The 18,438-nt window shown below is 63.3% G+C and carries 16 protein-coding genes; 6 read left to right on the top strand and 10 right to left on the bottom strand.

What is annotated here, in order from left to right; all coding sequences use genetic code 11:
• Positions 1 to 443: 443 nt before the first annotated feature.
• From D3A59_RS23390 to D3A59_RS23360, 6 genes are all read right to left on the bottom strand, one after another.
• Positions 444 to 1,007, bottom strand: coding sequence for a DUF2939 domain-containing protein (locus D3A59_RS23390; RefSeq protein WP_119157729.1), 564 nt, complete (start codon positions 1,005 to 1,007; stop codon positions 444 to 446).
• Positions 1,008 to 1,398: 391 nt separating this feature from the next.
• On the bottom strand, positions 1,399 to 2,250 hold the full coding sequence (locus D3A59_RS23385) for a restriction endonuclease (RefSeq protein ID WP_119157728.1): 852 nt from the start codon (positions 2,248 to 2,250) through the stop codon (positions 1,399 to 1,401).
• Between the two features lie 1,135 nt (positions 2,251 to 3,385).
• On the bottom strand, positions 3,386 to 3,820 hold the full coding sequence (locus D3A59_RS23375) for a Fur family transcriptional regulator (RefSeq protein ID WP_157991667.1): 435 nt from the start codon (positions 3,818 to 3,820) through the stop codon (positions 3,386 to 3,388).
• Positions 3,821 to 3,906: 86 nt separating this feature from the next.
• Positions 3,907 to 4,659: a metal ABC transporter permease gene (locus D3A59_RS23370; protein WP_119157726.1), complete on the bottom strand. Its 753-nt coding sequence runs from the start codon at positions 4,657 to 4,659 to the stop codon at positions 3,907 to 3,909.
• Positions 4,656 to 5,585: a metal ABC transporter substrate-binding protein gene (locus D3A59_RS23365; protein ID WP_119157725.1), complete on the bottom strand. Its 930-nt coding sequence runs from the start codon at positions 5,583 to 5,585 to the stop codon at positions 4,656 to 4,658. The genes D3A59_RS23370 and D3A59_RS23365 overlap by 4 nt, the downstream gene beginning before the upstream one ends.
• Complete coding sequence (locus D3A59_RS23360) at positions 5,566 to 6,765, bottom strand: hypothetical protein (RefSeq protein WP_240636186.1); 1,200 nt, start codon at positions 6,763 to 6,765, stop codon at positions 5,566 to 5,568. Before D3A59_RS23360 ends, D3A59_RS23365 begins: the two co-directional genes overlap by 20 nt.
• 464 nt (positions 6,766 to 7,229) lie before the next feature.
• Between D3A59_RS23360 and D3A59_RS23355 the strand changes: the two genes are divergently transcribed.
• The 6 genes from D3A59_RS23355 to D3A59_RS23330 all read left to right on the top strand — a co-directional run bounded on the left by D3A59_RS23355 (position 7,230) and on the right by D3A59_RS23330 (position 12,957).
• Positions 7,230 to 8,000 carry a metal ABC transporter ATP-binding protein gene (locus tag D3A59_RS23355; RefSeq protein WP_119157723.1) on the top strand — a complete coding sequence of 257 codons (771 nt, stop codon included), beginning with the start codon at positions 7,230 to 7,232 and terminating at the stop codon, positions 7,998 to 8,000.
• Positions 7,997 to 8,872 (top strand): metal ABC transporter permease, encoded by an 876-nt coding sequence (locus tag D3A59_RS23350; protein WP_119157722.1) that lies wholly within the window; start codon positions 7,997 to 7,999, stop codon positions 8,870 to 8,872. The genes D3A59_RS23355 and D3A59_RS23350 overlap by 4 nt, the downstream gene beginning before the upstream one ends.
• Positions 8,872 to 9,810, top strand: coding sequence for a metal ABC transporter solute-binding protein, Zn/Mn family (locus D3A59_RS23345; protein ID WP_119157721.1), 939 nt, complete (start codon positions 8,872 to 8,874; stop codon positions 9,808 to 9,810). The genes D3A59_RS23350 and D3A59_RS23345 overlap by 1 nt, the downstream gene beginning before the upstream one ends.
• A 164-nt stretch (positions 9,811 to 9,974) precedes the next feature.
• Positions 9,975 to 10,964, top strand: a complete 990-nt coding sequence (locus D3A59_RS23340) for a CobW family GTP-binding protein (protein ID WP_119157720.1) — start codon at positions 9,975 to 9,977, stop codon at positions 10,962 to 10,964.
• Positions 10,965 to 11,080: 116 nt separating this feature from the next.
• Positions 11,081 to 11,509 carry a hypothetical protein gene (locus D3A59_RS25655; RefSeq protein ID WP_157991666.1) on the top strand — a complete coding sequence of 143 codons (429 nt, stop codon included), beginning with the start codon at positions 11,081 to 11,083 and terminating at the stop codon, positions 11,507 to 11,509.
• A gap of 215 nt (positions 11,510 to 11,724) precedes the next feature.
• Positions 11,725 to 12,957 (top strand): chromate transporter, encoded by a 1,233-nt coding sequence (locus tag D3A59_RS23330; RefSeq protein ID WP_157991665.1) that lies wholly within the window; start codon positions 11,725 to 11,727, stop codon positions 12,955 to 12,957.
• A 56-nt stretch (positions 12,958 to 13,013) separates the two neighbouring features.
• Here D3A59_RS23330 and D3A59_RS23325 read toward each other — a convergent pair whose 3' ends face one another.
• The 4 genes from D3A59_RS23325 to D3A59_RS23310 all read right to left on the bottom strand — a co-directional run bounded on the left by D3A59_RS23325 (position 13,014) and on the right by D3A59_RS23310 (position 18,356).
• Positions 13,014 to 14,249 (bottom strand): MFS transporter, encoded by a 1,236-nt coding sequence (locus D3A59_RS23325; protein WP_119157718.1) that lies wholly within the window; start codon positions 14,247 to 14,249, stop codon positions 13,014 to 13,016.
• A gap of 201 nt (positions 14,250 to 14,450) precedes the next feature.
• Positions 14,451 to 15,833 (bottom strand): chromate efflux transporter, encoded by a 1,383-nt coding sequence (gene chrA / locus D3A59_RS23320; RefSeq protein WP_419187275.1) that lies wholly within the window; start codon positions 15,831 to 15,833, stop codon positions 14,451 to 14,453.
• Entirely contained in the window at positions 15,830 to 16,792 is a 963-nt protein-coding gene (locus D3A59_RS23315; RefSeq protein ID WP_119157716.1) for a chromate resistance protein ChrB domain-containing protein, read from the bottom strand. The genes chrA and D3A59_RS23315 overlap by 4 nt, the downstream gene beginning before the upstream one ends.
• A 502-nt stretch (positions 16,793 to 17,294) precedes the next feature.
• The gene (locus D3A59_RS23310; RefSeq protein ID WP_119157715.1) at positions 17,295 to 18,356 is read right to left on the bottom strand and encodes a site-specific integrase; all 1,062 of its coding nucleotides are present in this window, start codon (positions 18,354 to 18,356) and stop codon (positions 17,295 to 17,297) included.
• Positions 18,357 to 18,438: the final 82 nt, after the last annotated feature.

Genomic DNA, 18,438 nt, shown 5'->3' with positions numbered 1-18,438 from the left:
GTAGTGGTCGACAGTCTCACAGGATGAGCCAAGCTGAGCTTCGTGACGAATCAGGAGAGACCAAGTGCTCCGACTTCTGCGTGCGAGTAGCCCGACATGACATCTCAAGACACAAACTAGACTTCCGGCGCAGAGGGAGCTTCTACAGGGACTTCCTCCTCAGTCAAGCAAGGGCAGTGGCATGAGGCCGGTCCTTTTGTAAAGGTCTGCCGCAGCGACACTGAACTCACACGGAAGGTCGGACTGCACATCTACAGTCGGGCTTGTTGCGCTCGGGTATGAGCCGGCGCGGCCCCGGATACGAACCGCTCGACAGGACTCCATTCTAGAAACGTCGCACCACATGCGGCGCGACCAAGCTCCCTTCGAGTTTCCCTGCCGCCGGTCCAACCTGTGTGGGCTACCTCGAAGATAGGCTTGCTCATGTAGCGCTCCACCAGTGATCAGAGAGTCGCAGGAAGCCGGATGCCAGTGAGCTTCCAGTTGGCAAAGCCAGTGCGCTCGAACACGATGCCGAGGGTTGGATCACTTTTGGACTCACCAGCCTGCCGCCCGTAGACGATCACCTTGTCGATACCAGGGCGCTCGACCTGCCATTCGACGTCGCCGTCTTTCGAGGACCCTTTGCCCTCATCCGCGCCACGATCGGAGACAGGGTGCATCTCTCCACTCTGCATCGCCCGCATGACGACTTCCGGGCGGATGAAGGCTTCGACCATCTGGCCCGCCAGCGCCATGCCGAATGCGGCACCTAGGGCTTCAATGCCGCTGGTTGCAGGGGTCTGCCCCATCTTCTCCGCCACCAGGGCTGAGAGCTGCCCCTTGAGGCTCTCGCGCAGCTTCGGGTAGTCCACCTTTTCGTTGAAGGCCTCTGCGTTCCTCTCCTGGGCAGCAGAGCGCATGCTGTGCATCGCCAGGTACGGCGAGTAGTGCCAGTAGGCCCCAACTGCGATGGTGGCGCCAGCAAGGAACGCAGCGGCAACGAGCCGCCTACTCTTCTGTGTCATTCGATCCTCCCTCTCCGCAGGCCAGCCCAATCAATCGGGCTTGTTTCCTGCACTTTAACTTGTAGTAACGCCGAAGCTCGAACAGTCAGGCGACGCAATGAGAGAGGGGCAGAACCGCGCAGGGAGGGAGGCGCAGAAAAATTGCCACGGGCAGAGAGCTGCAGCTGCTACGCGTACCGCCACCGAGAGGAAGGACCCGGACATAGACCGGACACGCGGACTTCCGGGCGCACAAAGCAAAACGCCAACCGGTGAAGGTTAGCGGTGATGCCAGACAAAATTCTGATAGCAAATGCGCGCTACCCCTCCCACTTATGGGCTGCATGCTTGCTGGGATGAGCGCAACCACACATGCTTGCGCAGTCAGAAGTCAAGCCATATTGACCGGAAGTTAATCGGCTGCCTTCATCCCCCGGCACTGTGGGTACGCGCTGCAACCCCAGAAAGCCTTGCCGGCATTCGCCCCCTTCTTTGCCACACGGATGACCATCGCACTGCCGCAGCGGGGGCAGGCGGGCTCAGCTACCGGCGCTGCTGCAGCCCTCGGCTCTTCGCCCACTTTGGCAGCCACGACAAGGCGCGCAGACTCAATCATCTTCTTCAGTGCCGTACCGTCGATCAACTCGATGTTGCGACCCTGAGCGAAGGAACGTGCCTCTGCTGTGAAGACGCCGGAGGTAACAACGAAGCCGCCAGCTGCCCCCTGTGCCGCCATCACACCGTACAGCTCGCGCACTACGCTGACCGACACTTTGTAGGCCTTCCAGTGCTTGCACTGCACGAGGAATAGCTCGCTTCCCTTCTTGAGCGCTAGGTCAATGCCGCCGTCAGCGCCGCCGCCGCCCGTTTCGGTCACAGCGTACCCCTGCATCCGGAAAGCTTCGCCGGTAAGCAGTTCGAAGTCGCGCCAACTCATGGTGCGGAGGGCTTGGGCAGAAGCATCGCCTGCTACTTCGGCAACCAAGTGCTGGCGCTTGTGCCGGCCGATGGCCGAGGCTGCTGCGCCGAACAACAGGAGCACGGGGACGATGTATTGACCCCAGGTTGCGAGCGCTTTCACCATCTGCCCAACCATCATCTGGCCCGTCTGCCCCGGTGCGGCAGCAGTCGGCACCTCTGCAATCGCATAGCGATGCAGAAACAGGTAAGCCCCCGCCGCCAACAGCACCCCTACCCACCAGGGCAGTACAGCACCAATCCTGAACAGGGCTTCCGCCACCCCTCCGTTGCTTCGTCTTGCCATCGTCCCTCCCTTCGGACTTTTTCGTTCACCCAAGCAGGCAGTCGCACTTGCGCATCCTTGCCTTCGGCCTCTTGGCGGTGAAATCGAGCTGAAGTACGCACTACGTCGATGACATCCCTCAGCCTCCCAGCCAGCAGCAATGATGACAAGTTGTAAGGGTTAATCCAAGTCTCCCAACGATGTACATGAAGCCCCGAGCAAGGCTTGTCGTATCTGATAGGAGAAAGGCGCCCCTCTGAAGTCACTCGAACTTCTACGGGGAGAAGGGGGGGCAGGAGACTTGCGGTGACGACCTAGCGTAGGAGCAGGGCGCGGCGAGGCTGGGGGAACACTTGAGACCTACCCCTACCGACTGCCCGGAGATAGGCCGGACATGCGGACTTGCCGGCGCACAAAGCAAAACGCCAGCCGGCGAGGGCTGGCGTCAATGCTAGGAAATTTCTGGTGGCCAAGGGCGGAATCGAACCACCGACACGCGGATTTTCAAGTTGTCTACCCTGCCCTATCGGAGAGCCGCAACGGCCTCCGCTCCTAGCATCTCAGCCACGCGCATGATGCTCTCGCTCGGTGCCGGGAAGACCATAGGCAAGCGCCAATGAAGGGCGACGGTGCTGGGATCTTCCTTGATCCCCGCTGGTGTGGCTCAAGACCCGAGCCAGCTTGATGCCCCTGCTTTTTCTGCCCTGGAACCGGAGGGGAACCGGAGACCGCCCGGAGCGTTGGCGCCGTGCGTCAAGGAGATAGCGGGAGCAGCCAGCTTGGGGATGTGGCCTGAACCAGACGAGAGACCTCCGGGAACCAGACGCACCCCAGCAACCATGCAAGAACTGCTGCACAGGCAGTGCGCAGCCCGCGCCCAACAGCGGCTCTCGGCCAAGAGCCGAAGTTCGAACAGGGGCCATGGAGTAAAACCAACCGGCGGCAATTTCTGCCACCATCATCAGTGCCGTGATCCACATCACCACCCGGGTGCCGCGCTCGCCAGCACGGTTGCCTTTGTCAAAGACGTGATCGTGGCGCCATCCGCTCAAATCCTCAATATGCATTTCCGCTCCTTCAGAAGAGGAATCAGAATGGGTAAAGAGCGGGGCTCAGATGTTACACATCTTCCGCGGGCTATTATGACGGAAGGAGATCAACGAGAGTGTTGTTCCCGGGCGCAATCACCGCACACGCCCTTGATCTCGACGGCCGTTTCGGTGAAGCCGGGGAATTGCACTTTCAGCCGCGCGCTCAGGCCGGCAAGGGCCTCGTGGTCATGCCACTCCGTCACCTGATTGCACAAGGAACATACCAACATCATGGCGGGATGGGCATGCCCGTGCTCGATGTCACAAGCGACGAAGGCGTTCACAGCATCCACGCGGTGTACCAGTTCCTGCTCCATCAGGAACTCTAAGGTCCGGTAAACGGTCGTGGGCGCCATGCGGCCATGGCGCTGCCGCATGTCGTCCTGCAGGTCATACGCCTTCGCGGAGCCATTACGACGCCAAAGGAGGTCGAGGACTTCGCGCCGAAGCGCCGTCAATTGAACCCCGCGTTGCCGGCAGTGCTCGGCGGCCGCCGCCAATCTTTTCTCAATGTCAGGCCGCGAGGCAGCCGAAGACGCGGCCTCCGCAGGGCGCGGCGATGAGGAGGTGGTACTTGCCGTACGTTTCATCGTTGTTTGGCCAGTGCTGGGCTCCCAGTGGCAGTCAGCAGGCCCGTCAGCATCAACGTGAGCACGATGGACGGCCCGCTCGGCAGGTCCAGCCAGAGCGACGCCAACAGGCCCAGGGCGTAGCCGGCCGAGCCGAGTCCGACTGCAAGCCAGCGACTTGATGAGCCATTGCGGTGCGCCACGCTCAAGGCCGGCACGATCAAGCTAGCAAACACCAAGTACAACCCAAGCAGAGGCACCGACAGGCTCACCAGGATCGCGAAGCAGGGATAAAAAGCCCAGGTCCGCGACAAGAGCTGCGGACGAAAGCTCTGCAGCAGCAGAACGGTCACGCTCGCAATTGAGAGCGGCAGCAAGTCCTGCCAGTTTACCCACAGCACGTCGCCCGCAAGCATCGCCGACAGCTTCTGATGCCCATGCGGGTCGGCACTCACCCACAGCACGGCCACAGCCGCGGCAGCAATGTAGACCAGGCCGATCAGCGCCTCTCGTCTTTCCGGCCAGCGCTCGCTCAGCCAAGCCACCAAGGCTGCACCGCCGAGCGCGGCCAGGCTGCCAGCCGGCCAAGACCAATGATGATCATCGATCAACGTCCCTGCCATCAGCACGCCCAGCGCAGCCACCTGTGCGATTGCCAGATCGATGAAGACGATACCGCGCTGCAGCACCTGCTCCCCCAGCGGCACATGGGTCATCAGCACGAGGAAGCCCGTGACCCAAGGGACCCACAGCACGGAGATATCGTTCATCGCGGCGCGTTGCTCCGCGCACTCTGCAGCAGCGCGTCGATCAGTGTGTCGAACAGGGCGGGCAGTTCGCTTGCCGGAGCCTCAGCGGTAACGGTGGACGGCAGGGTAAGCAACGGAACCGGCACCCGCTCCACCAGCCAGCGGCCGGCCTGCGGATCCTGGTACAGGGTCTGCACGACGGCCATCGGCTTTGCACCTTGGACCTGCTTGAGCACCTGCTGCAGATGGCTCACAGTCGGCGGCACGCCGGGCTTGGGTTCCAAGTCAGCGATCTGCTCGACGCCGAGCCAGCCCCACAGGTAGGCGAAGGACGAGTGCTGTGCCACCACTGCACGGCCGGAGAGCGGGTGGGCCTTCTGTTCCCAGTTCTGCAGGCGCCGATCCCAGTCAAGCGCCCAGTCACGATATCGACTGCGGTAGTCCGCGGCATGGGCCGCATCTATGCGTGCCAGTCGCTCGGCCAGCGCCGCGGCAACCTGCTTCAGCCGACGCGGATCGAGGTGAAAGTGCGGGTTGCCTTCGGCATGGACGTCCCCCATGCTGCGGTCGACCCGCTCGTGCACGTCAATCAGCTGCACGGCGCTTGCCGCGTAGAACATGCCGTCGCGTCCGTCCCGCACCTTCGGGTTGCCGGCTCTTTGCTGCAGCATCGGCAGCCAGCCCACCTCCAGGGACGCGCCGGTGCAGACAGCCAGGTCGGCACGGCGCATTGCACCGATCAGGGCCGGGCGGGCTTCGATGTGGTGAGGATCCTGGCGCGCATGGGTGGCTGCAGTGATCTTTGCCTGTGGCGCCAGAACCTTTGCGAGTGCGGCCCACTCGGGTTCGCAGGCGAAGATCTCCAGCGCCTGCGCGGACGACACGGGTGCAGCCCAAACCAGCACGGCGGTCAGTGCCGCCCAGGTTTTAGAACGGATGTGCACCATGGGCTCCGAAGCTCATGAGGTACTGCACCTGCACCGTCCGGTTGGCATCCTCGAAGCCCCCCCGGTCGCGCTGCCTGGAGAATTGCACTCGCAGCGCCGAGTAGTGGGACGGCTTCCATGCCAGCATGGCACTCACTTCCTGCAGCTTGCCGGAATCCACATGGTCCTCGTGGGGCTCGCGGATGCGCAGCTCGTCGGCGCGAATGCCGGCTTCCCACTGGGGTGCGAAGCGGTACACCGCCGACACGTAGCCCGATCGGTGAGCGAGGCTGCTTGCAGCCTCCGCCAAGCCGTTGACTCGCGCGTACTCCGCCGACAGGCGCAGCTGTCGTTCGCGGTTGTTGCCGTTGGGGGCCCATTTCCAGACGCCGTCGATTACGGTCAGATGGCGGCCGCTGTAGCCGGCGCCATGTGCCTCATGGTGCTCAGCCTCTCCGAAATGCTCCTCCTCTTCTTCGGCATGCGCGGGCCGGCGGTTGCGCAGGTAGGACAGCCCCAGCTGCCAGCTGTTGCTGACGTCGATGTCGCCCCCGACCTTGGTGCTGAGCACCACGGCGCCGAGCTGCGAGCCCGAATCCGACTCCTCCACCAGCTTGCGGCCGCCGAACACCTCCACGCCGTTGCGCCAGTACAGGCCGGTCGGCGCCACCCAGTTCAGCCGCAGGCCGTCGTCGAAATAGTGGTTGCCAAGGAAAGCCCGGTACAGCAAGGGGCGTTGCACAAAATCATCCGTGTGCAGGTGCAGCTCGTTCAAGTAACCGATCTGTGCGAGGAAGCGACCGCCGCGCAACTGCAGCCCGCGTGGCAGAGAGGTGGTTTCGACGAAGGCCTCTTCGAACTCGAACTCGATCTTCCCCTCATCACTGTGTGCCACAGCGGTGGCACGGCCGGCGAAATTCCTTCCCAGCTTGGCGCCCAGCGTGACCTCGCTGTGCCCCAGGGCCAGTCCTTGATCTCGGTTTCCGAGCGCGAGCTCGCGGGAAGTATGGGCGAGGTCAAGTACCGCTCCGACTTCAACCGGAGATGCGCTCCTTGCCGGCGTGCCCACGTCTGCACCGACCTGAGCCATTGCTGCTTCAGAAGCGAGAACCGATGACAGAGCAAGGGCCAGCAGTCCTGACGTACGGGGCTGGACAGGCCAAGGGTGACGCACCCGCACGGATTGCAAATTCATCGTCATCGGAAAGGCTCCCAAGTCTTAAGTGATGCAACAATATATCATTGCGCTCACTCCTCTAGGAGGCTTGCTGCCTCAGGGCAACACACAAGCATCCCTCGCAGAACAGTGCCATCCCTGCGCCTCCCTGGTTAGGCTGCGCGGCAACTTGAATGCCAGGCATCGCGGGGCACAGGACGTACTTCCACCCCTGAAAGGCAGGGATGCATCGTTATCACAGCAGGAATCGTGAAGCTCACGACATCAGCAAGACGACCCTTCGCCAACGGCACGCAACACGACGAGACCAGCGTCTCAAAGGAAGTCAATCCCGTGGCAGATGAAAGACAGAAGAGCCCCGACCGGGGAGAGAGCACTCGACCCCCGTTGAGCTTGTTGATGCAGGGCGCCCTGACCCGTGGGGCGGTAGCGCTGGGCCTTGTAGCCCTGCTATGGCTCGCTGTCGCTTGGGCACTTGGAGGTACGGCATGACCGAGCGCCCGGCGGCGATTGAACTCCACAACCTCACGCTTGCTCATGGAGAGCATCCCGCCCTGCATCACCTGAGCGGGTGCTTCGAGGCCGGTTCGCTAACGGCGGTTGTCGGGCCGAACGGCGCTGGCAAGAGCAGCCTGCTTGCAGCGCTGATGGGGTTGCTGATGCCGCGAACCGGCTGCGTGCGCATGCCCAAGGAGCTGAAGGGCCGTGTTGCCTATCTGCCGCAGCAGGCCGAAATCGACAGGGCTTTTCCGTTGCAGGTGCTGGACGTCGTGATGCTCGGACACTGGCGGCGTCTGGGAGCCTTCGGCGCCGCCACTGGGGGACACGTCGAGCAGGCGCTGGGCGCGATTCGGGCGGTGGGGCTCACCGGGTTCGAGCAACGAGCGGTTGGCGAGTTGTCAGCTGGACAGTTCCAGCGGGTGCTGTTCGCACGCCTGCTGCTGCAGGATGCGCCCGTGATCCTCTTGGACGAGCCATTCAACGGGATCGACCAGCGCACCACAGCCGACCTCTTGGCAGTGCTCAAGCGCTGGCATGAGGAGGCACGGACGGTGGTGGCCGTGTTGCACGACCTGGAGCAGGTGCGCGCGCATTTCCCGCAAACGCTGCTGCTCGCGCGTGAGTCGCTTGCATGGGGCCCCACGGCCGAGGTACTTCAGCCCGCAAACCTGCAGCGCGCCGGCCGCATGGCGGAGGCCTGGGACGACCGGGCCGCTTGGTGTGAACGGGCTCCCAGCACGATGGGGAAGAGCGGATGACGCTGCACGAAACGCTGATTCAACCCTTCGTGGAGTTTGGCTTCATGCGCCACGCATTGGTCGCCTCGCTTGCCTTGGCAATGGGCTGCGGCCCGATCGGCACGCTGCTGGTACTGCGCCGCATGAGTCTCGTGGGCGACGCAATGGCGCATGCGCTGCTACCCGGCGCCGCCCTCGCATTCCTGGTGTCCGGACTGTCGCTGTATGCAATGAGTCTCGGAGCTTTCGCGGCCGCGTTGGCGGTGGCCGTGCTGGCCGGCGGTGTTACGCGGATGACAGCGCAACGCGAAGACGCGAGCTTCGCCGCCTTCTACCTCATCGCTCTGGCTGCCGGCGTGATGCTGATGTCCATGCGAGGCAGCAGCGTGGACTTGATGCATGTGCTCTTCGGCAGTGTTCTCGCGGTCGATGATGCAGCGCTGCTACTCGTGGCCGGGACCGTCAGCATGACACTCCTGACGCTGGCCCTTGTCTGGCGGCCGCTGGTGGTCGAGTGCTTTGATCCTGGATTCTTGCGCACTGTCGGCGGACGCGGGGGATGGATGCATCAGCTGTTCCTCGTGCTGCTGGTCGGCAACCTCGTCGCAGGCTTTCAGGCACTCGGCACCTTGATGGCCGTGGGGCTGCTGATGCTGCCTGCCATCGCGGCGCGTTTCTGGGTCCGCAGCGTCACCGGCTTGGCTGCGCTGGCCTCCGTCTTGGCCGCACTTAGCGGCTACGGTGGACTGCTGCTGTCGTACCACGCGGGGCTTCCCTCCGGCCCATCCATCGTGCTTCTGGCCGGAGCTGTCTACCTCGTTTCTCTCCTCGTGGGGCCGCGTGACAGCCTGCGCTCGCGGTTCTTCCCTCCCAAGCGCCACCGTATCGCCTGATGAACACTCCTCCCACTCCGCTGTTCCTTGCCTCACGAACCCGTCGCGCCCTTTGGGCTGGAGCTCTTGCCGTGATCGCGACTCCGAGCATCAGAGCTCAACCGCACCAGTCGCCCCTGCGTGTCGTCGCGAGCTTTTCGATACTCGGGGACATGCTGCGTGAAATCAGTGGCGAGGCGGTTGAGGTGCACACCCTGGTCGGTCCCGATGCGGATGCGCATGTCTTCCAGCCCTCGCCCGCCGATGTCCAGCGTGTAGCGCGTGCAGAGCTGGTCGTCGTCAACGGTCTCGGCTTCGAGGGCTGGATTGACCGACTTGTGCGCGCCTCCGGCTATAAAGGTTCGATCGTCACCGCCACGCGAGGCATCACCCCACGACGTGTGAACGGGGCGCCCGACCCGCATGCCTGGCACAGCCTGGAACTGGCTCTGCGCTACGTCGAGAACCTGCGGGTTGCCTTGGTGGCCGCGCGTCCCGCGCAGGCGGCACTCTTCGATGCGCGAGCTGCGGATTACATGCGCCGCATCAGGGAGCTGCATGAGCGCATCCGGACGATGTTCTCCGTCGTCCCCCCGGAAAGGCGGCAGGTGATCACATCGCATGACGCGTTTGGCTACTTCGCCGACGCGTATGGCGTGGTGTTTCACGCACCACAAGGTTGGAGCACCGACAGCGAGGCCTCTGCCTCCGATGTGGCGCGCATCGTGCGACAACTCAAGGCCCAACGCGTTCGCGCGCTGTTCGTTGAGAACGTCAGTGACGCGCGCTTGGTGGAGCGCATTGCCCGAGAGGCTCAGGCACGAGTGGGGGGCACCCTCTATTCGGACGCCTTGTCGAGACCCGGCACCTCGGGCGACACCTATCTGCGCATGGTCGAGCACAACGCCATCTCGCTGATCTCCGCCTTGTCTGCGGAAGGAGCGGCGCCGATGCGCTGACTCCTTCATCCTCAGCCAACCATCGCGGTCCGTCTGATCGCCCACGAAGTGTCGCCGCTCTGCGGCACACACGGCCCCGGTGCCCCTGGGCTTGCACCGACAACCACATCCCTGCTGCTGGCCAGCCTCTGGCTGACAGCACTTCTGAAAACACAGGAGAACTCATGTCTCTCATTCCCGTCACGATTCTTACCGGCTTCCTGGGTAGCGGAAAAACCACGCTGCTCAATCGCATCCTCAAGGAGAACCACGGCCAGCGCATCGCCGTGATCGAGAACGAGTTCGGCGAGACCGGAATCGACAACGAACTGCTGGTCCGGGACGAGGGGGAGCAGATCGTCGAGATGAACAATGGCTGCATCTGCTGCACCGTGCGCGGCGACCTGATCCGTATCCTGGGCGAGTTGTACGCGAAGCGCAGTGCTGGAACACTGGTGTTCGACCGCGTGATCATCGAAACCACCGGCTTGGCCGATCCAGCGCCCGTGGCGCAGACCTTCTTCGTGGACGACGAGATCAGCGGGCGCTACCTGTTGGATGCGATCGTTACCTTGGTCGATGCGAAGCACGCAATGTCGCAGCTTGACGAACACCACGAGGCGCAAGAACAAGTCGGGTTTGCCGACCGGATCTTGCTGTCCAAGACCGATCTCGTCAGTACCGAGGAGGTCAGCGCCCTCGAACAGCGGCTGAAGCGCATGAACCCGCGCGCACCGATCCTCGCGGCCCATTTCGGAGAAGCCCCGATCGACAAGTTGCTCGACATTCGCGGCTTCAATCTCAACGCCATCTTGGAAATCGAGCCCGACTTCCTGACCGACGTCGAACATGAGCACGACGACGACGTCTCCAGCTTCGTCTTCCGTACTGAGCAACCCTTCGACGCAGCCCGGTTGGAGGACTTCTGGGGGCCTCTCTTGCAGATCTACGGCCCCAAATTGATGCGCTACAAGGGAGTGCTCTCCATCGCAGGGGTGGAACGACGCGTCGTTCTGCAGGGGGTCCACATGCTCATGGGCACGGAGCAGGGCGCGGCCTGGAAAGCGCAGGAGAAGCGCGAGAGTCGAGTTGTCTTCATCGGCCAGCACCTGCCCAAGGACATCCTGAGCCAAGGGCTGGAACAGTGCCTCGTCACGGCGCGCTCGGCTTTGTAAGCTTGCGCCCCGCATCCCCTCCGCAACGCGCGAAAGGCACCCTTCCTCGCCGCGCGTCGCGGTGACTCATCGATCGAGTCGTCCGGCAGCCCCTATTGCGCCAATGACAAGGGCCCATGGTTGTCGCAGTGATCGCCGTGCGGGTGGTGCAGGTGACCGTCGACCAGATAGTCGACATGATCACCGTGCGGCACCGGCTCATGTCCACATCCTGGGCCATGGATGTGGCCGGGCTCGTGGCCCTCACAACGATGCGAGGGGGTGCAGACATCAGGATTGGTGGCGTCGACAGCAATTACGTGCTCGTCGACATGGTCGCCATGAGGATGGTGCAGGTGGCCGTCGTGAAGGTAGTCGACATGGTCCTCGTGCAACACCGCAGTGTGGCCGCAGTGGGGGCCATGCTGGTGATCATGATGCGCGTGATAGGGATGATCGGGCTGGGTCATGGCAGATCCTTTCGATGCAAGCGAGATGGAGCGTTTCCGTTCCGGTTCACAGCAAGGTTTCAAACGCTCATGCTCCTCCCACGGCCTTCAAAATGAAAGCACAGTCTCGCAAGTCACTATTTCAAGTGAATGCATTGGGATGAACCCCACGCCTGGCTCATCTCCTTGTGACGCGTCTATATACCCAGTGTCCAGCCACGCTTAGTGCTGCACGACGGCGAGGTGGTTCCAACCAATTTGTGGAACAAACCAGCCCGGGAACAGCTTTTGCCTGATAGTGGACCGCTTGTCGCCAGAATGCAGGAAATCCCATGAGTGTCGACATCCCTCGTGAAGCCGCGGCCGCACCGGAAGCAGTCCCTCCAAGCCTGAGCTACTTGCAGCTCTTCGGGCGTTTCCTCAAGTTCGGCTTTCTTGCGTGGGGCGGGCCCGTGGCTCAGATTGCCATGTTGCGCCGCGAACTCGTAGACGAGGAACGGTGGATTTCCAGCGAACGCTTCAACAAGCTGCTCGCAGTGATGCAGGTGCTGCCCGGCCCTGAGGCGCACGAACTCTGTGTTCACCTGGGCATGCGGGCAAAAGGGCGGATAGGGGGCGTGCTGGCAGGCCTTGGGTTCATGCTCCCGGGGTTCCTGCTGATGTTTGTGCTGTCCTGGTTGTACTTCCAGATAGACATTACAAACAGCGTGCTGGGCGCGGCGTTCCTTGGCGTGCAAGTGGCCGTGATCGCGCTGATCGTGCGTGCCGTGCATCGGATCGGCGAACATATCCTGCTCGATCGCTCCTTGTGGGCGATTGCCATCGTCTGTGCACTTGCCGCTTTCGGCGGTGTCGACTTCTGGATCACGCTGCCTGCAGCCGGCCTCGTGTACGCCTTGCTGGTGTTGAATCAAAGAGCGCTGGCGCTCTTGGTGGCATTGGGCGCAATCGCGGTGGCAGTGGCGATGGCCTCCGGGTCTGCACCGCCCACGAAGAACCTGGAGGCGGTACGTCAGGGCGATGCCTCACTGCTGCTCATCTTCGCGTCCGGCTTGAAGGCGGGCTTGCTCACGTTTGGCGGGGCCTACACGGCGATTCCCTTTGTCCGCAATGACGCGGTCGGACGTGGGTGGATGACGGATGGGCAATTCCTGGATGGTCTGGCACTTTCCGGCGTGCTACCGGCGCCGCTCATCATCTTCGCCACCTTCGTCGGTTATGTGGCAGGGGGTCCGGCGGGCGCAGTTGCAATGACTGTGGGTGTCTTTCTCCCCGCGTTTGCTTTCTCGCTGATTTTCTACGATCGGCTGGAATCGGTGATGGACAACAAGAAGCTGCACGCCTTTCTGGATGGCGTGGCGGCTGGAGTCGTCGGCCTGATAGCTGCCACGACCCTCGACCTCGCTCGGGTCACCGCCGGCCGAGTGCCTTCGCTGGGAGTGGGAGTTGCAATCTTCGCTGCATCCCTGGCGTTCCTCTACGCTTGGAAGAACAAGCTCAACGTCGTCGTCGTGCTGGTGGCCGCGGGGCTGGCGGGATGGCTGCTATTTCAGAGTCCCGGCTGAACCGCCGGGATCCAGGCTCCTTCCTTCGCTCGAAATCGGACCTTGACGGCCGCGCGTCAATGTTCGAGCAAGGCGTCTCGCCTGCAGGACTGCCAGAGCGCGAGGTCGTAGACGATCTTCAAGACACCGCAAGCAACGAGGGGCGCGGAGATGAACCCGGCGGAGAGAAGTGCCCCACTGATGCTGGGGCTCACTGCCGCTGCCAAGCTGCGGGGGACGGCGGTGAAGCTGGCTGCGGCGGCGCGCTCTGCCGGCGTGACGACTGCCATGACATAGGCGGTGCGGGTCGGCACATCCACCTGCGACAAGGCGCTGCGGATGAAAAGCAGTCCGAGCGCCAATGGCAAGCTGGGCGCCAAGGCTGCGCCCACCAGGCAGATGTTGGCGGGAATGTGCGTGAACACCATCGTGTTGAGCAGGCCGATGCGCTGGGCCAGCCAAGGGGCCGCCAGCTGCGACATGGCGCTCAGCAGCCCTGCCCAGAAGAAAAAGACGGCGGCTTGTGACAGCGACAGGCCGAAACGCTGCAGCAGCCACAAGGACAGCAGCGAGTTTACGACCAGGCCTCCCGCGAAAGAGTCGACGCTGAACAGCGCGGCCAACCGGATCACGATGCGCCGGGAGGCGCCCAGCGGGGCGGTGGGAGTGGGCTCTACTTTCGAGTCCTGCCCGGTTGGGCGCCGGTAGAGAAACCAGAGCGCGACACCGGCGAGCCCATAGAGGAGGAACATGGCACGCAGTGCCGCGAGGTGGGGAATGCCGACATGCCGGGATAGGAGATCGGGCAAGGCCGCCGCGAGGGCGCCGAGCGCGGCGCACAGCGCGCCGAGAAGGCTGTAGCGGGCAAAGAGCGCAGTTCTCGTTTGACTGTTCGCGGCCGAGGCCAGCCGAGCGTGTTCGAGCGGCAGGAACACACTCACGTCGCCGGAACTGGGGTTGAGGGTGCCGACGAAGGCGACCATCAGCAAGGGCCAGAAGGAGCTGATACCAGCGAAAGCGACACCTGTGGCGGCCATGAGCAGGGCCGCTGCGCGTAGCAGTCCTTGCGAGCAGAAGCGGTGCCCCCAGGCCCCGACCGCCAAGGTCGCCAGGGCCGACCCGAGCAGCGTGGCCGTGGCGATCAGCCCGACCGCCAGCATATCCAGCCCGAGCGCCAGCAGATACGCAGGCAGCAGTACCGCCATGTAGCCATCGACGAAGGCTCGGAGCGCTCGCGCGAGCAACAGGGGCAAAGCGCTCGCGTCAGTGCCCCTGGGCAGCAAGACCTTGGCGGCCCAGTCCCGGGTTCTCATCGATCCACACCCCGCTGTGCGATCAAGGCCGTTTCCAGGTCCTGGGCCAGATTTGACGCGTTGCCCTCGCCCCCGTGGAACAGGAACTTGCATGATGCGCCGTCATGTGTCATAGGGATCGTCGATCCTTTGAGGCACAGCAGGCACCGCTGTCTCGCCTGGTTGAGAGTATTCATCGGGAGCAGGCGTCCCGCCGGGCTCTCAAGCCAGCATCGGCTTCAGGAGTGTCACGGCGAGACCCCCCAGAGCACAGGCTCCAAGCAGAGGCATGACGCCCACCTTGTAGCGAAACAGTGCAACCGCAGCCGTGACCGCAATGGCTGCAGAGACCGCGTCAAAGGTGCCCCTCAGGCCTTCGGGCCACAACACATGGTAGGCAAAGAACATCGCGAGGTTCAGGATCACGCCGACCACGGCTGCCGTGATTCCGGTCAGGGGTGCGGTGAACTTCAGATTGCCATGGGTCGACTCCACCAGCGGGCCACCGGCGAGGATGAAGATGAAGGACGGCAGGAAAGTGAAGAAGGTCACCACGGTGGCCGCCGCTGCCCCGCCGAGGAACAGCGCATCCGGACCGAAGACCTGCTTGAGCCAGCCGCCGACGAAGCCGACGAAGGCCACCACCATGATCAGCGGACCGGGGGTCGTCTCCCCAAGGGCGAGGCCATCGATCATCTGCGTCGCGGACAGCCAATGGTGGTTCTCGACTGCGCCCTGGTAGACGTAGGGCAACACGGCATAGGCACCTCCGAATGTCAGGAGGGCTGCCTTGGTGAAGAACCAGCCCATCTGCGTCAGCGTGCCGTCGATTCCCTGCACTGCGACGAGCAGAGCCATCATGGCCAGCCAGAGACCGACGCCGACCAGCAGAACGCGGACCAGCCGTCCACCAGTAAATAGAGCGTGCTGGGGCGTGGGCGTGTCATCGTCAATCAGCGCGGGACCGAAGCCTCCGCCCTTGGCACCATGGCCGCCCCCCACTGCAAACACCTTCGGTGCCACCTTGGCACCCCAATGGCCGATCAGGGCGGCCACGATCACGATGGCCGGAAACGGCACGTCGAAGGCAAAGATCGCGACGAAGGCCGCGGCGGCAATGCCCCAGAGCCAGCCGTTCTTCAGGGCCCGGCTGCCGATGCGGTGGGCAGCATGGACCACGATCGCGGTCACGGCGGGCTTGATGCCGTAGAAGATGCCGGCCACGAGCGGTATCTCGCTGTAGGCGACGTAGATCCAGGACAGCGCGATCAGGATGAACAGCGAGGGCAGCACGAACATCGCGCCGGCCACGATGCCGCCCCAGGTGCGGTGCATCAGCCAGCCGATGTAGGTGGCCAGCTGCTGTGCCTCGGGCCCCGGCAGCAACATGCAGTAGTTGAGCGCATGCAGGAAGCGCTTCTCGCTGATCCAGCGGCGGCGCTCGACCAGTTCGCGGTGCATGATCGCGATCTGCCCGGCGGGCCCTCCGAAGCTGATGAAGCCGAGCTTCAGCCAGAACCAGAAGGCTTGCGCCAGGGTGAGCGCAGGAGGAGCGGCCACTGGAGTGTCAACTCCGTCATTGGCAAGCGCAGGTGTCATGCTCATTTCTTTTCTCCGGGGGCGGCGTAAAGGGCCTCAAAGACCCCGTCTGTTGCTTTGATCAATTGGTCGTCGTCGGGCTGCAGGGTTCTGAGCCCAGCAAGGATGTTTTCCAGGCCGGCGGCTTCAGCCACCGGAGGGCCGCCCACATCGAGGTAATGCACGACCTCGGCGATCCTGCGCAGCCTCGGATCGTCCTGCAGCCCGAAACTGGCGAGCATGACCTCGAAGGTGACTTGGTTGCCGACGTGGCTGAAGGCCGCGCCGTCGAAGTCGAAGCCGATTGCGTCGCATGGCAGGTCCGCGGTATCACGAAGCCAGACGAACTGCGCATGCGGGTCCACGAAGCGGCGGATCAGCCAGCAGCAAGCCAGGCGATCGACCCAGGGCCGAGCCCGAATTGCCCATCGCTTGCCGATGTACCGAGTGCGATCCAGCAAAGCGATCTCGCCAGGAGCGGGGGCAGGTTCTCCCTTGGAGAACCGGCTGTCGATCTCCCGTCGCAAGGCGCCGAGCGCCTCCCGGGCCATGTTCCGTGCCTCACCAGGGAAGTAGTCGATCCGCTCCACGGCTTCTAGCCCTTCCATGACGGTCCGGAACTGCCTTCTGGCCTCGGTCTCGCCCAAATTGGCCAAGTCATGTTGCAGCGCCCGAGCCACTGCATGCCACTCCATGTAGGACTCAGTGCGATCGAACAGGGCGACCAGTTCCTGCTCCTGCTCAGGAGAGCGCCCAGACAGATCCAGGAGCCATGCACTCCCGTTGTGCGACCGCACCTCGTCCGCGATCTTGCTCAAGCCCTCCCGATGCTCGGCAGGCAAGATGTAAGCGCCGTCTCGCAAGGCCGGAGCCCCGAGTGCCTTGAGCGTGCGCCAGGTGCGGAGTCGGACCGCGTTGGGTTGGCTTGGCAGCGTGAGAAGCAACAAGCTCCACCGCTTTGTAGTGACTGCATCATGAGATGACATAAGCCCTACATGTTACTTGATCACTAAAGCGAGGGGAAGTGCTTGCGCTCGGACAGAGCAGGAGGAGAGGCCTCGAATCTCCAAGCAGAGAGAGAGATTTCTGCAAGCACCTTACTGCGACCTCGGTTTTCGACCGAAGCCGCAGCGAGAAGGTCATGGGCATCGCTGCGCATGTTGAGTGCAGGATTGTTCAACCTGCTGAAATACGGCAGCGTTGGAAGTCAGCGCCGGGCTATGAATAGGAGGCAGCTACCCATTAACAATGAAGGCGCCATTCAATTGCTCCAACCCTGCGCAGCCGTCCCACCCTCTCAAGAAGTCTGAACAAAGCAACTGAAATGCGAGGGGCCGCGAGTGCCGGAAAACGGCCGCTTGTAACGGATCAAGGACTGCTTTGGGTCGGAAGCCGCCTTGCGGGACAGTCTTCACTTCACCCTACCTTTTCGCTGCTTGATCAAAAAAAGACGGGGGGATGGACCGTTACAGCCCATCCCCCGTCTCCTCACGCTTTCTGCTGCTGGGCGGCCACCAGCATCGCCTTCGCCGCCACAGCTGACGCGTCATGCAGCGCCGACCCGGCCAAGTGCGCGTACCGCTGCGTCATCTGACTTGAGCTGTGCCCGAGCAGGGTCTGCACCTGAAACAGGCTCACCCCCGCCGTCACGGCGTTGCTGGCGAACGAGTGCCGCAGGTCATGGATGCGGATGCTCTCGTCCAGCCCAGCCGCCTTCAACGCCCGCTTGAAGGGCTTGTAGAGGTTGTGGATCGGCTGTGACGGATCCCGCCCAGGGAAGACCCATGGGCCGTCGATGTTCGGCAGACCAACCAGCACCGCCTGCGCCTGCTCGTTGAGTGGCACCCAGCGCACCTTGCCGGCTTTGGTCTTGGGCAGCTTCAGCAGCTCCCGCTCCGCGTCCAGATGCTCCCAGCGCGCCTGCGCGATCTCCTCGCGTCGGCAGCCGGTGAGCAGCAGCACCTTGAGCGCCGCTGCCGCCACCACGTTCTCCTCCTGGTCGAGCGCAGCCAGCAGCCGGCCGATCTCCTCTGGGGTCAGGAAGCGGCCAGCATCGCTGGCCTCCCTGAACTTCTTCAGCCCCGTCACCGGGTTGACCTTGAGGAGGTCCCACTCGACGGCGAGACTGAGCATGCGGGCGATCAGTGCATGGTGCCGGTTGGCCGTGCTCGCGGTGTGTGAGCCCTTGATGGCGGTGCGGTACATGTCCACGTCCTGACGGGTGATGTCGCACAGCAGCTTCCTGCCGAGCTTCGGCAGCACCCACATCTTCAGCTTGGACTCGTCGTCGTCGGCTGAGCGCTTGTGCTGGCGTGCGTAGGGCATGTACTGCTCCCAGGCGAACTCCTCCAGCGTCGGCATCGCCTTGCGCGCCTTCTGCTCGCCCTTGGGGTCTATGCCCTGGTCGAGCATGGCGCCGTACTCGCGCGCGATGCGCCGAGCCTCCTCGACACAGATGCCAGGGAACTCCCCGATACGGATGACCTGCTTTTCCCCGCGCCAAGCGTAGCGCCAGTACCAGTTGCGCTTGCCGGTGCAGGAAACCATCATCTTCAGCCGCTGCGTCCGTGCATCGCTGTAAGTTAGACGGCAAAAGTCTTCTGCTCAGAATGCCAGCTGGTAACGCGCGCCG

The sequence above is a fragment of the Caldimonas tepidiphila genome, from assembly GCF_003569765.1.
GTDB lineage: Bacteria > Pseudomonadota > Gammaproteobacteria > Burkholderiales > Burkholderiaceae_C > Caldimonas > Caldimonas tepidiphila.
The sequence above is the reverse complement of the archived record's forward strand: the minus strand, read 5'-3'. Positions and strand labels throughout refer to the sequence as shown.